Annotated in this window: 12 protein-coding genes; 8 read left to right on the top strand and 4 right to left on the bottom strand. The window is 40.3% G+C overall.

The features are described 5' to 3' along the window. The first annotated feature begins 111 nt into the window (after nucleotides 1–111). Together BM192_RS03105 and BM192_RS03100 are read left to right on the top strand one after the other, a co-directional pair. Nucleotides 112–483, top strand: a complete 372-nt coding sequence (locus tag BM192_RS03105; protein ID WP_037443383.1) for a dihydroneopterin aldolase — start codon at nucleotides 112–114, stop codon at nucleotides 481–483. 20 nt (nucleotides 484–503) lie between these two features. Next, nucleotides 504–1913, top strand: a complete 1410-nt coding sequence (locus BM192_RS03100) for an FAD-binding oxidoreductase (protein ID WP_051760135.1) — start codon at nucleotides 504–506, stop codon at nucleotides 1911–1913. Nucleotides 1914–1936: 23 nt separating this feature from the next. On the opposite strand, the gene BM192_RS03095 is transcribed toward BM192_RS03100, so the two are convergent. Beyond that, nucleotides 1937–2419, bottom strand: a complete 483-nt coding sequence (locus BM192_RS03095; RefSeq protein WP_037443384.1) for an acyl-CoA thioesterase — start codon at nucleotides 2417–2419, stop codon at nucleotides 1937–1939. A 75-nt stretch (nucleotides 2420–2494) separates the two neighbouring features. Between BM192_RS03095 and BM192_RS03090 the strand changes: the two genes are divergently transcribed. The 3 genes from BM192_RS03090 to bla all read left to right on the top strand — a co-directional run bounded on the left by BM192_RS03090 (nucleotide 2495) and on the right by bla (nucleotide 5654). Next, entirely contained in the window at nucleotides 2495–2929 is a 435-nt protein-coding gene (locus tag BM192_RS03090; RefSeq protein WP_037443386.1) for an Hsp20/alpha crystallin family protein, read from the top strand. Between the two features lie 790 nt (nucleotides 2930–3719). Then, entirely contained in the window at nucleotides 3720–4340 is a 621-nt protein-coding gene (locus tag BM192_RS03080) for a hypothetical protein (protein WP_139218394.1), read from the top strand. A 435-nt stretch (nucleotides 4341–4775) separates the two neighbouring features. After that, a complete protein-coding gene (gene bla, locus BM192_RS03075) occupies nucleotides 4776–5654 on the top strand; it encodes a subclass B3 metallo-beta-lactamase (RefSeq protein WP_074963881.1) in 879 nt (292 codons plus the stop codon). 120 nt (nucleotides 5655–5774) lie between these two features. Here bla and BM192_RS03070 read toward each other — a convergent pair whose 3' ends face one another. Further along, nucleotides 5775–7166, bottom strand: a complete 1392-nt coding sequence (locus BM192_RS03070) for an arginine decarboxylase (RefSeq protein ID WP_037445023.1) — start codon at nucleotides 7164–7166, stop codon at nucleotides 5775–5777. A gap of 101 nt (nucleotides 7167–7267) precedes the next feature. Here BM192_RS03070 and rocF point away from each other — a divergent pair, with 101 nt between their 5' ends. The 3 genes from rocF (at nucleotide 7268) to BM192_RS03055 (ending at nucleotide 10655) form a co-directional block, all read left to right on the top strand. After that, nucleotides 7268–8218 carry an arginase gene (gene rocF, locus BM192_RS03065; RefSeq protein WP_037445017.1) on the top strand — a complete coding sequence of 317 codons (951 nt, stop codon included), beginning with the start codon at nucleotides 7268–7270 and terminating at the stop codon, nucleotides 8216–8218. A 4-nt stretch (nucleotides 8219–8222) separates the two neighbouring features. Further along, complete coding sequence (gene argS / locus BM192_RS03060) at nucleotides 8223–10004, top strand: arginine--tRNA ligase (protein WP_037445015.1); 1782 nt, start codon at nucleotides 8223–8225, stop codon at nucleotides 10002–10004. 99 nt (nucleotides 10005–10103) lie between these two features. Beyond that, nucleotides 10104–10655, top strand: coding sequence for a hypothetical protein (locus BM192_RS03055; protein ID WP_037445013.1), 552 nt, complete (start codon nucleotides 10104–10106; stop codon nucleotides 10653–10655). A 148-nt stretch (nucleotides 10656–10803) separates the two neighbouring features. On the opposite strand, the gene BM192_RS03050 is transcribed toward BM192_RS03055, so the two are convergent. Beyond that, complete coding sequence (locus BM192_RS03050) at nucleotides 10804–11934, bottom strand: acyltransferase family protein (protein WP_037445009.1); 1131 nt, start codon at nucleotides 11932–11934, stop codon at nucleotides 10804–10806. 384 nt (nucleotides 11935–12318) lie between these two features. Continuing rightward, nucleotides 12319–13095, bottom strand: a complete 777-nt coding sequence (locus BM192_RS03045) for a response regulator transcription factor (protein WP_037445003.1) — start codon at nucleotides 13093–13095, stop codon at nucleotides 12319–12321. Between the last annotated feature and the right edge of the window lies 1 nt (nucleotide 13096).

Genomic DNA, 13096 nt, shown 5'->3' with positions numbered 1-13096 from the left:
AATGCCGGCATTCTTATTCGAAAAGCTCTGTCCGGCCTGTTTTCAAAGGTAATGATTTCGGGTAAGGAAGGTCAGGACCGTTAAAAAATTAATTTATTGCACATCAGAATTATGTATTTACAAACCGTTGCTTTGAGAGACGTCAGGTGTTTTGCCCTGCACGGCTATTATCCGGAAGAACAATTAACAGGAACTGAATTTTTAGTCAGCGCAGAGGTGACTTTTGAACATACCGGCGAAACAGAAGATCTGGGCAGGACTGTTAATTACGAAGTACTCAATACCATCATTCTGGAAGAAATGGCTAATACGCAGAAGATGCTGGAAACCGTCGTCAGGAAAATGCTTGACAGAATAATTGCACTATATCCATTTATCAAAACTGCTGAAGCAGCGGTAAAAAAGATGCATCCGCCGATGCCGGGAGAAATTAACCATTCATTTGTTAGCCTGAGTTATACCGCACCTCTTACAACCCTATAATTTTATATCCTATACAAACTATGCCCGTAACCAGCCCTTATCATTTAATAGATGCTGCTTTTATTTTGCAGTTGACTGAAATACTCGGCGAAGCAAACGTCTTTACAGATAGTCAGGTTCTTGACAATTACAGCCATGATGAAACCGAAGATCTGCGCTATCAGCCGGAAGTAGTCGTGAAGCCCGCAGATACAGCTCAGGTTTCAGCAATTTTGAAATTATGCAGTTCGGCCTACGTTCCTGTAACCCCAAGGGGTGGTGGAACAGGGCTTAGTGGCGGTGCATTACCGGTTTATGGTGGGGTACTTATGTCTATGGAAAGGTTCAAATCTATTATAGAAATTGATACAGAAAATCTTCAGGCAACAGTAGAGCCGGGTGTCATCACCGAAGAATTTATGAATGCTGTCGCTGCTGAAGGTCTGTTGTATCCGGTAGACCCATCCAGTAAAGGCTCTTGTTTTATTGGGGGGAATGTCGCACATGGGTCCGGTGGTCCAAGGGTAGTTAAATATGGTACTATCCGGGAATATATCTTAAATCTGGAAGTCGTCCTGCCAAATGGAGATGTTATCTGGACAGGTGCTAATACCTTAAAGTATGCATCAGGATACAATCTCACGCAGTTAATGATCGGCTCAGAAGGAACATTGGGCGTGGTCACTAAAATTGTGACCAAACTAATTCCCAGAACTCAGCATAATGTAGTCCTTTTAGGCTCATTTCTGGAAAATGAAGCTGCCTGCGCTGCGGTATCGGCAATTTTCAGAGCTGGTATTATTCCATCTGCACTAGAATTTATGGAACGCAAAGGGGTAGAATGGGTTATCCGTTTTGATGATATTAAATTCGATCTCAAGGATAATGTAAAAGCTTTCCTGATGATTGAGCTTGACGGCGATGATCTGGACATGATATTTAAAGATGTCGAGAAGGTCAATGAGGTGCTTGAATCACATGGTTGTACTGAAGTGCTTTTTGCAGACACTGCAGCTCAAAAGGAAGACTTATGGCGTATGCGCCGGGTAATGGCCGAGTCGGTGAAATCCAATTCTGTCTATAAGGAGGAAGATACGGTAGTGCCGCGTGCTGCTTTACCTCAACTCATTAATGGTGTTAAAGAAATTGGAGCCCGTTATGGATTTGAAAGTGTTTGCTACGGACATGCGGGCGATGGCAACCTACATATCAATATCATCAAAGGTGATATGTCTGATGAAGACTGGAAGTATAAATTAAAAGAAGGGATTGTCGAGATTTTTCAGTTGACCGCTAAACTAGGTGGTACAATTTCCGGAGAACATGGAATTGGTTTAGTGCAGCGCGAATTTATGCCACTTAAATATAGTGAAGTGCATCTCAACCTGATGCGTGGGATCAAACGTGTTTTTGATCCTGATCTGATACTCAATCCCGGCAAGATTTTTTAATAAAAGCGCCTGCTCGGCAGGCGCTATAACTGTTCAAATTCAATCATTTTATTACGTTCATGGGCCGGTATTTCCACGGCCGTCTTTGTCTTATAGTCGAAAGCCACACAAGTCGTTTTCCCCCTTGTGCATATCTTCTCCTCGCCATTGATATGTTTGACTATCACATACTCCAGATCGAAACTTGTATTTCCAATTCTCGAGGTCCGTACATACATACTGATAGTATCTTTCAGGAATACCGGTAACTTATAGTTAATTCCGGCACTTGCAATTACTACGCCTGTTTTTTCCCAGTCCCAGGAAATTGCCTGCTTCCAATATTTAGTCCGTGCAATTTCCATATAAGTGAAATACATCGCGTTATTGACGTGACCCATCATATCGAAATCCACAAATCTGGTTTCAATAGTAGTTTTATACTTGAATTTGTCAAGATTCGAGTCTGTTTCGGACCTTATGTCATCTTGTTTTTTATTTTTACGCCAAAATGTCTTGAAAATCATAAATAATTGGTTTGGTATAAGAGTTGAATAAGTGCTTGTATCAAATAAGAAAATTAAAAATAAAGGAGAATAATCATGACATTAGTAAATTTTAACAACCGCACAAGAAACACCGCACCTTACTTTAACAACGTTTTTGATTCATTGTTCAGTGATGCACTAAATAAAAATTACACTATTAATAAAGTTCCTGGTGTAAATATTATGGAGTCAAAAGAGGCTTATACTATCGAGCTTGCTGCCCCTGGATTGGAGAAAGAAGATTTCCAAATCAATCTGAAAAAAGAAAACTTATCTATTTGGGCTGAGAAAAAAGCAGCTGATACAGCTGAACTTAAAAACTACAGCCGAAAAGAATTTGATTACCTTTCTTTTGCCAGATCTTTCGTGTTACCGGAAAGTGTAGATGCAGAAAAAATTGCTGCTGAATATGTGAATGGTATTTTGACGATTACGATTGGCAAAAAAGTGGATGTGCAGCCGGAGAGTAAAGAGATAAAAGTTTCTTAATAAAGGAAGTGTTCGTAAGAGCGCTTTTTTTATTAAGAAACTTTTGAAGAGTGTTACACAATTAAAATGGGTTATGGTTTTTGCCTCCACAGCCGGAGGCTGTAAGTCGGCAGTAAAACCATAACCCATTTTAATTTGAGGTTTCTCCCTGTAAGTTTGTTGCGAAAAATATTGCACATCGAACGGAGGTTTATTGCGATGTCCGGTATGGGGGCATGGTAAGGCGAAGAGAGTTAGTTGTTGGCGTTCGTAAGAGCGCTTTTTTTATTAAGAAACTTTTGAAGAGTGTTACATAATTAAAATGGATTATGGTTTTTGCCTCCACAGCCGGAGGCTGGAAGTCGGCAGTAAAACCATAACCCATTTTAATTTGAGGTTTCTCCATGTAAGTTTGTTGCAAAAAATATTGCACATCGAACGGAGATTTATTGCGATGTCCGGTATGGGGCATGGTAAGGCGTATTGTTTTTTAGCATTTGTTGGAGAGGAGTTAGTTGTTAGCGTTCGTAAGAGCGCTTTTTTTTGTTTTCGGATTTTATCTTTTAGTGATTTTGAATGGCATTTTTTAAGTTTTTGGAGATGAATATCCGATTAGATGTTTGATCTTCTTTTGCTGACGCCGGTTGGGAGGTGTTGATTAGTACGTCGGGGGATTCAGCGACGGCATGTGTTTCAGTATTGGTTTTACTGATTTAGTTTTTTATATATTAAAGGCAGATTTAATTGAGGTGCTTCTCGTTTTTTTACGGGGTACGTGTATGTGTAAAGAGTAATTAATATTTATTAGGGTATGAGGTTCTTGTTATTGCTGTTTTTTATGTTTTTAGGTGTGAAGGGAGCAGACGCCCAGTTACTGAAGGAAGGGAAATTACTTTTGTCCTTTTTACAGGATAATGCCGATAGTACGGTTGTCTTCGGGTATAAGACCGGATTTCTTTCGCCACCAGAATTTGTTATGATTAGTAAGAAGGGCGATACGATTACAGCTTATACTTATAGGGCCCCGCCAGCTGAGGAAGTTCTGATGCCGCACAATATAGGTTACGCAGTCCTGATGAATCACAGATTTAGTATTTATAAGGTGCCGATAGCAGTTAATCAGTTTTTCAATCCATTTTTTATTCCGGGTGATGAGCTTTTGATTTTGTGGAAGGCACTTAAGGATGAGCAGGCTTGGGATATTCAAGATGATACAGTTGATGGCGGGGGGTGTCCGTTACCTATTGATACCCGCATTTACGATGCAGCGAGCGTGGAAGTTCAGTTATTGACGAAAGAGAAGGTCCGTAGTTTAAGTTTTTATGCACCTGCTTTTTACGAGAAAAACTGCCCTGGCAGAAATGGGAGGATACGTATCATGGCGATTGAAAAGCTTTTTCTTGAACATTTTCAATTTAAGTCGCGATTGTAAATTGCGTTCGTAAGAGCGCTTTTTTTATTGAGAAACATTTGAAGAGCGTTACACAATTAAAATGGGTTATGGTTTTTGCCTCCACAGCCGGAGGCTGGAAGTCGGCAGTAAAACCATAACCCATTTTAATTTGAGGTTTCTCCATGTAAGTTTGTTGTAAAAAATATTGCACATCGAACGGAGATTTATTGCGATGTCCGGTATGGGGGCATGGTAAGGCGAAGAGAGTTAGTTGTTGGCGTTCGTAAGAGCGCTTTTTTTGTTAAGAAACTTTTGAGGAGTGTTACATAATTAAAATGGGTTATGGTTTTTGCCAGTTACCTGTAGCCTGTAAGAAACTTCGATTTAGTTTATAGGAATTTATATCTTCAGGTCCGGTTTGGAGATCGTTTGGATCTTCTTTTTCATGATGATGTCCGGATTCAATTTGAAATTATGTTTAAGAAAACGTTTAAGATTGCTGTAGTGGCAATTGCGGTTACGGGGTTTGGTTTGACGGCTGCGGCTCAGAAAGTGCAGGAGCCGACAAATGTACCGGCGGAGTGGTCGAAGGCTTATCAGCCGTTTAGGATTGCAGGTAATTTGTATTATGTAGGTACTTATGATCTGGCCTGTTATCTGATTACGACTCCGAAGGGCAATATTTTGATAAATACTGGGCTGGCGAGTTCTGCTGCGCAGATTAAGGCGAGTATCGAGAAGCTGGGCTTTAAGTTCGCTGATACGAAGATATTATTGACTACTCAGGCACATTATGATCATATGGGTGCGATGGCGGCGATTAAGAAAGCGACCGGTGCAAAGGTGATGGTAGATAGTGGGGATGCACAGGTAATGGAAGACGGCGGGAAATCGGATTATGCTTTGGGTGGGCATGGAAGTACTTATCAGCCGGTTAAGGTCGATCGTTTGTTAAAGGATTTTGATCAGGTGGTGTTAGGTGGTACAACGCTGAATATGCTGCATCATCCCGGACATACAAAAGGTTCCTGCAGCTTTATCTTTGATACGAAGGACGATAAAGGTTATTACAGGGTGCTGATCGCCAATATGCCGACGATAGTTACCGAGAAAAAGTTTGCTGATGTTAAGGCTTATCCCACGATTGCTAAGGATTATGCGTATACTTTAAAGGCGATGAAAGGTTTGACATTTGATCTATGGGTATCTTCGCATGCCAGTCAATTTGGTTTGCATACTAAACATAAGCCCGGCGATGCATATAATCCAGCTGCTTTTAAAGACCAGAAAGGTTATAATCAGCAAATAGATGATTTACAGCAAGAATTTAATAAAAGAATGGCGGTCCGTTAGAGGTCAGGCCGGACTATAGTGCGATTTTAAAATTCCAATCTAAATTCCAATCTAAATTTCAGACATAAAAAAAGCGGCTTTATTTAATTAAAGCCGCTGGTTTGTGTCTCTTATATTCGCCTAGGTATAACCCAGAATCTTTAGTACCTGTTTACTGTTTTGTTCCTCTCCGAATACCTCAAAGTTGAAAGTCTCGTCGCGGTTTCTCCTGATAATTACGTGCTTAGGGCTCGGTAATAAACAATGATGGATACCACCATAACCGCTCAATACCTCTTGGTATGCTCCGGTATTGAAGAAACCAAGGTATTGCACTTTACGGGTTTTCGGCATAAATACAGAGTTCATATGCGCTTCCTGATTATAATAATCCTGTCCGTCGCAGGTGATTCCACCTAAGTTTACCCGTTCATATTCTGCATCCCAGTTATTGATCGGCAGTAAGATGTATTTCTGGTTTAAAGCCCAAACATCAGGTAAATTAGTAATGAAAGAGCCATCCAGCATCAACCATTTTTCACGGTCATTCTGTTGCTTACGGCCTAAAACCTTGTACAGGATACCAGACGCTTCAGCAACAGTGTATTTTCCGAATTCAGTAATGATATCCGGTTCTACCACATCATGCTCAGCACAGATTTCTTTAATCCTTTTTACGATTTCGTTCACCATGTATTCATAGTCGAAATCAAATACCAGTGAATCTTTGAAAGGCATACCACCACCGATATCCAAAGTGTCCAGTTCAGGATTAATTTTCTTGAATTTGCAATACAGGGTCACATATTTTTCCAGCTCATTCCAATAATATGGAGAGTCAGTGATACCAGAATTGATAAAGAAGTGCAGCAATTTAACCCTGAAATTAGGGTTTGCAGAAATCTTGTTGTTGTAGAAGTCAATCACATCTTCCATACGTACACCTAAACGGGAAGTATAGAATTGTGAATCTGGTTGCTCTTCAGCCGCGATACGGATACCCAGGTTACAAGGCGTGTCCAGTTCTACTTCATCATCGAAAAGATTAAACTCTTCTTTATTATCAAGTACAGGAATGATGTTTTTATAACCATCATGCAACATATCAATGATATACTGTTTATACTGATAGGTTTTGAAACCATTGCAGATTACGGTAATATCTTTCGTGAGGGAGCCTTTTTTCTCCAGGGCCTCAATCATCGGCATATCAAAAGCAGACGATGTTTCCAGGTGGATGCCATTCTTTAAAGCCTCTTCAACGATGTGCCTGAAGTGGGAGCTCTTAGTGCAATAGCAATATTTATAATCTCCACGGTAATTGTTCTTGATGATCGCGGTTTGAAACAACAGCTTAGCCTGTTGAATCTTCTTAGTGATCATCGGAAGATAAGTGAAACGTAGTGGCGTGCCATAAGTCTCAATCATTTCCATTAAATTCAGATCCTGAAAGTATAGTTCGTCATCAATAACGCTATATCCCTCTTGAGGGAAACCTACACTTAGATCAAGAAATTCGGAGTAACTCTGCATTTTTTATATTTTTGAACAATTATTTAAAGGGTTGGCAAATTAAAATGAGTTAATTTTGGTGCCAAAGATAATCACTTTAGAATACACTGGTAATTTTTTTTATGGCGAAGAACTTAAAAATAATAGAAGTTAAGTCTGAGTTAGGTGCAGGTACGCGCGGAGCTAGCCTTGGCGTGGATGCGATTAAAATTGCCGCACTTGATTTCGGGAGTAGATTTTTTAAAAAACATCATTCAGTTGAAATCCCGAATGAGAACCATTTGCTGCTGGAAGGTACCGGAAGTCCATATGCAAAAAGAATCTCCGGAATCCTGACTATGGTCGAAAGAGTAGCAGATAAAGTTACCGAAACACTAGATAATCAGGAGTTTCCAATTGTACTCGCAGGCGATCATAGTACTGCTGCAGGCACGATAGCCGGTATTAAGAAAGCATTTCCGAAGTCCCGGCTTGGCGTGATTTGGATAGATGCTCATTCCGATCTGCATTCGCCATATACCACACCGTCCGGTAATATGCATGGCATGCCGCTGGCGATGGTTTTAGACGAAGATAATTTAGGCGCGAAAGTCAATGAGCTGGATCAGGAAACGTTAAATTACTGGTACCAATTAAAAAATGTTGGTAATATCGCACCTAAAATAACTTACCGGGACCTCGTGCTCATCTCAGCAAGAGATATGGAAAAGCCGGAAGAGTCGCTGCTCAAAAAGAATAAAGTTAAAATATATACTACAGCCGAACTGCGGAAAAGAGGAGTAGAACGTATAGTAATTGAGACATTACAGTATCTTGATGCCTGCGATTTGCTCTATGTCTCATTTGATGTCGACTCGCTTGATCCAACTACTTCAAGAGGTACAGGTACGCCAGTTGCGCAGGGATTGACAGAAAAAGAAGCCGGAAATCTAATGAGCAGGCTACTGGCCGCTCAAAAAGTATGTTGTTTTGAGATAGTAGAAGTGAACCCGACCCTCGACAGGGAAAATCAAATGGCTGAACACGCCTTTGAAATTTTAGTTAAAGCAACAAATGCTTTAAGAAACGAATAGAATTATGAATATCGAACAACATATCGTCACCAAGACTGTAGAAGCAGTCAAAAGTTTATATAGTCAGGATCTTCCTGAAGCACAAGTGAATTTGCAGGATACCAGAAGTGAATTTGAAGGTCAGATTACTTTAGTTGTTTTTCCGGTTGTCCGCTTTTCAAAAAAATCACCAGAAGTTACTGCTACTGAATTGGGTGAATATCTGCAGGCCAATGTCGATGAAATCACTGGTTTCAACGTCGTAAAAGGCTTCCTGAACTTGAGCGTTGCTAATGCGCATTGGGTAGATTTATTTAATACAACCATTCTGAGACCGGATTTCGGAACGATCCCGGCAAACGGTAAAAAAGTGATGGTAGAATATTCTTCTCCAAATACCAATAAACCCCTGCACTTAGGACACGTTAGAAATAACTTACTCGGCTATTCTGTTTCAGAACTTTTAAAAGCAAGCGGTTCAGAAGTATATAAAGTAAACCTGGTCAATGATAGGGGCATCCATATCTGCAAATCTATGCTGGCATGGCAGAAATGGGGTAATGGTGAAACGCCGGAAAGCGCAGGTATTAAAGGCGACCATTTAGTTGGCAAATACTATGTGATTTTCGATAAAGAATATAAAAAAGAGATCGAAGCACTGAAACAGGAAGGTCAGACTGAGGAAGAAGCGAAAAAGAATGCCCCGCTTATCAAAGCTGCGCAAGCTATGCTTTTAGCCTGGGAAGCCGGAGATGACGAGGTAATATCCCTTTGGAAAACTATGAACACCTGGGTTTATGACGGCTTTGAAGTCACTTATAAAAACCTAGGGGTAGATTTTGATAAGTTTTATTATGAAAGCAATACTTATCTGTTAGGTAAAGATACTGTAGAGGAAGGCCTGGCGAGCGGAGTTTTCTACAAAAAAGAAGACGGTTCTGTATGGATCGACCTCACTGCAGACGGACTGGATCAGAAACTGGTTCTCCGTGCCGATGGTACTTCGGTATATATCACCCAGGATTTAGGTACAGCACAAATGAAACAAGATGATTTTGAGCTGGATGAATCTATCTATGTGGTAGGTAATGAGCAGGATTATCACTTTAAAGTGCTTTTCCTGATCCTGGAAAAACTAGGGAAGAGCTGGGCTAAAGGGCTGTACCACTTATCTTATGGAATGGTAGACTTACCTAGCGGCAAAATGAAATCCCGTGAAGGTACTGTAGTAGATGCAGATGATCTGATCGCTGAGATGGTTGCCACTGCAAAAGAAAAAACAGAAGCTTTAGGGAAGGTAGATCGTTTCTCCGAAGAAGAGAAAGAGCAACTATACTTTAATATCGGTATGGGAGCTTTAAAATACTTCCTGCTAAAAGTTGAACCTAAAAAGCGCTTATTATTTGATCCTGCTGAATCAATAGATTTTCAGGGTAATACAGGGCCGTTTATTCAATATACACATGCACGTATCAAATCCTTGCTGTTGAAAGCAGATTTCAGAGAAGATCAACGTGTAGATAATCAGATCCCTTTATCAGCTACCGAACTGGAAATGATCATTTTATTAGCTAAATATCCGGCTGAGATTGCCAGTGCAGCTAAATCATTCAGTCCGGCCAGCTTAGCGAATTATATTTATGAAGTGGCGAAGATGTTTAATAAATTCTATCATGAAGTTCCACCAATCGTGAAAGAGGAAGATCAGCAATTGAAACAATTACGTCTGAATCTGAGCTGGGTAACGGCAAATATCCTGAAATCCGGTACACGTATTTTAGGCATTGAAGTTCCGGAAAGAATGTAGTATAGTAAAATAATAAATTAGAGTTCTTGCTAAACTGAAGCCCGTATCATATCTTGATACGGGCTTTTTTGTCTACTTTCATTTAATTTATATCTATCTATGGTTAAAGATACGCTCAATTCGGTACTTGAAAATTTTAAAGAAAGAACTAAAAATCCATTTCTGGGGACGCTAGTGGTTGTATGGATCGTGCACAACTGGAGATTGGTATATAGCTTGTTTTACTTCGACAGTAAGCTTGCACTCGACAAAAGACTAAGTTATATTGAACAATATTTTAGTGAAATACCCTTCTATCTGAATCTACTTCACGTGTTCTTATTTACCATATTGATCCTGAGTGTTACCTACCTATTCCTTGGGGTGTCGAGATTTATAAGTGATTTCTACAATAAAATTGTCGTAGCTGAAATTGTCGGGTTCATAGATAAAAGTGCTGTAGTATTACGAAGTAAATATCTGGAACAACAAGAAATCATCAAAAATTTAGAGTTGAAATTGGAAACGGAAAGATTGGCTAAAGTTACTGCTCAAAAGGAGCGGGACACCTCGGATGAGAAGCTATCGGCATTTATAACTAAAAGACTTGATAATGATGAATCTGGTACTGTTCAAAAACAGGAAAATCTAAATATAGATACTGCCTTTTAAGGATGCCCCACAACCGAGAATTATTCCCGGGAGCAGTACACTATTTCGCGAAATTCATTGACGTCCCAATGCCGTTGAATGACAGCCCCTTTTTTAAGGATTGAGCGGCTAGTTACCGTTGTGCAGAAGGAGGTTAATACCTGTGTTATTATACTTTGATAAAGATCTTTTTTCGGTAGAGGATATACATTAATACCCAAATCAGCAATACAAACCATATTGCGAATAGTAAAGAAGCATTGTAGGGAGAAAAGTAAGGCTTGAAAACACTATCGTAAATTAGTTTCATACCTCCGATTTTAGTACCCTCGTGGTGCACACTTATCCAGTTGAGCATGCCTGGTACTATCTCTGATACTACATAGGCGCTTATCGCATTGGCCCCAAAAACTACAAATACCCAGGTATACTTTTTATAGCCTTTCACATCTATCAGCCAGTAAGCTGCAGTTAGTCCTACTGTGCACAAGCCTGCCGCGTAAAGCACGTAAGAACTTGTCCACAGCTGTTTGTTAATCGGGAAAATTAAACCGACCAGTAATCCAAGGATAATGCCGACGACGCCGGTTAAAGCTAAATTACCGCATATTTTATTCGCACTTATATCCGTCCTTTTTAAGAATTCACCGATCCTGATCCCAAAAAGTGTCGTAACTATCGCAGGTATTGTACTCAATAAGCCCTCTGGATCCCAAAGTTCAGTATGGGCATAAATATGGTCAGTGGTAAAAATGGCCCGGTCCACCCATGCCGCAAGGTTAGATTCGGGTTCTAAATTCGGAGCGTTTCCGTCTGGTACAGGTACATAGGTAAGCACCACATAATACGATACTAAAATTATCCCGGCTAACCAGTCGCGCGTTCTCTGCCTGGTCTTCAAATAAATCAGGGTGCATATAAAATAGACTATTCCAATACGCTGCAATACTCCCGGAAAACGGAGGTGCTGAAAGTCGAAACGATAAAATAAAGCTATAAATAAACCCAATCCAATTAAGATGAGCATCCGGCGCAAGGCTCCAGAAATGATGTTTTTATGGTTATCAAAATCTGCTTTTTTGCTTTCCAGTGCGTATACAATGGATACGCCTACTATAAACAGAAAAAACGGAAATACCAGATCCGTGGGGGTACAGCCATTCCATTTTGAATGTTGTAATGGTGCGTAAACATACCTACCATCACCAGCTGTATTCACTAAAATCATTGCAGCAATGGTTAATCCTCTGAAAACATCTAGCGAAAGGATCCGCTTTTTTCCGGTCGTGGTTTCTATCATTTTAAAATATCATAAATACTTCTTATCCACCATGGTTGTGGGTATCTGCGATTCGGTAATTAAGGTACCGGAAAATTAGTTCTCATCAAAATAAAACGTCATTTGATCCCCGATAGAAGAGATGATTTATCTATTTCGGGGCAGAAGGCGCTGTGGCTCAAGTTTGATTAGTTTACGGTCATGTGTTTTCGATTTTATTTAACCATAGGTTAAGGTAGTCATGCTTTGGTTTCGTCAACATTTGCTGCACACTTTGTTCGGAGTTCGTTCGGACTTCCTTCGCTGTTCCTTCGTTCGAGATTGAACAAACAACGCAGGAACAGCGAAGGAAATTTGAATGGAACCAGATCGAATGTAGAAAGAGTCTTGTCGCGTGGCGATAATTTAAATCAGTCCCATAATCATCGCAGTTTTTACTGCTTCACTGGCATTCGAAACCTGCATTTTATATATGAGATTCTGGCGGTGTCTGCGGACGGTATATTCTGTGATATGCAAATGCCCGGCAATTTGTTTACTGCTCATGCCTTTGGCAACAAGACCTAGAATTTCTATTTCACGCTTGGTGATGAGCATTTTTCCAAATTGCCTGTACTTATGAAATGAGATGTTCTCTCCGGTTTCATTGTTAATGATTTTACCATCAATTCCGGGATGCGGATCGAGATAAGTTGAGGGTGCATAAACGCAGAGGGATAGCCATACGCTGTCATTAGGAAGGCTATTGAGGTAAATAATACGGTGGTTGGTATAAATAAACCCACCCTGTGAGTTTGATATCCGGATACGGCTGGAAGTGCTGTATTTCTGACGTTGATCTGCTACCTGCTTTTTTTGATACTGGAAAAAGCTCAACTCCAGTACATGCCTTTCAATCAGGTCATCTGGATGGATCTTGCTGAAGATAGCTTCCTCAAAGGAGGAGTCGATCATGCTGTTACCAGGGTTTAAACCCAAAACTTTCCCAAAGTTACCTGCATAAATATAGCTGCGGTTTGACTGGAAATCAGACAGCACAACAACGCTATGATCGATCTTAGCATAGCTTTCTGCCATCGCTTTATAGGCTCCCAGCAGACTGTCATTCTGCTCTGCGCAGGAGAAATCCTGTCCTAAAAGAGTTGCGGATAATCGGTTCTTGACCGCTGCAGTGGTGTCCATC

Source organism: Pedobacter antarcticus, from assembly GCF_900112985.1.
Taxonomy (GTDB): domain Bacteria; phylum Bacteroidota; class Bacteroidia; order Sphingobacteriales; family Sphingobacteriaceae; genus Pedobacter; species Pedobacter antarcticus.
Note: the sequence above shows the minus strand (reverse complement) of the source record. Positions and strands in the feature narration are given on the sequence as shown.

What these genes read in the sequence shown, in the direction of transcription:
- BM192_RS03105 (WP_037443383.1), top strand. Translation starts at nt 112, where the DNA reads ATGTATTTACAAACCGTTGCTTTGAGAGACGTCAGGTGTTTTGCCCTG.
- BM192_RS03100 (WP_051760135.1), top strand. Translation starts at nt 504, where the DNA reads ATGCCCGTAACCAGCCCTTATCATTTAATAGATGCTGCTTTTATTTTG.
- BM192_RS03095 (WP_037443384.1), bottom strand. Translation starts at nt 2,419, where the DNA reads ATGATTTTCAAGACATTTTGGCGTAAAAATAAAAAACAAGATGACATA.
- BM192_RS03090 (WP_037443386.1), top strand. Translation starts at nt 2,495, where the DNA reads ATGACATTAGTAAATTTTAACAACCGCACAAGAAACACCGCACCTTAC.
- BM192_RS03080 (WP_139218394.1), top strand. Translation starts at nt 3,720, where the DNA reads ATGAGGTTCTTGTTATTGCTGTTTTTTATGTTTTTAGGTGTGAAGGGA.
- bla (WP_074963881.1), top strand. Translation starts at nt 4,776, where the DNA reads ATGTTTAAGAAAACGTTTAAGATTGCTGTAGTGGCAATTGCGGTTACG.
- BM192_RS03070 (WP_037445023.1), bottom strand. Translation starts at nt 7,166, where the DNA reads ATGCAGAGTTACTCCGAATTTCTTGATCTAAGTGTAGGTTTCCCTCAA.
- rocF (WP_037445017.1), top strand. Translation starts at nt 7,268, where the DNA reads ATGGCGAAGAACTTAAAAATAATAGAAGTTAAGTCTGAGTTAGGTGCA.
- argS (WP_037445015.1), top strand. Translation starts at nt 8,223, where the DNA reads ATGAATATCGAACAACATATCGTCACCAAGACTGTAGAAGCAGTCAAA.
- BM192_RS03055 (WP_037445013.1), top strand. Translation starts at nt 10,104, where the DNA reads ATGGTTAAAGATACGCTCAATTCGGTACTTGAAAATTTTAAAGAAAGA.
- BM192_RS03050 (WP_037445009.1), bottom strand. Translation starts at nt 11,934, where the DNA reads ATGATAGAAACCACGACCGGAAAAAAGCGGATCCTTTCGCTAGATGTT.
- BM192_RS03045 (WP_037445003.1), bottom strand. Translation starts at nt 13,095, where the DNA reads ATGGACACCACTGCAGCGGTCAAGAACCGATTATCCGCAACTCTTTTA.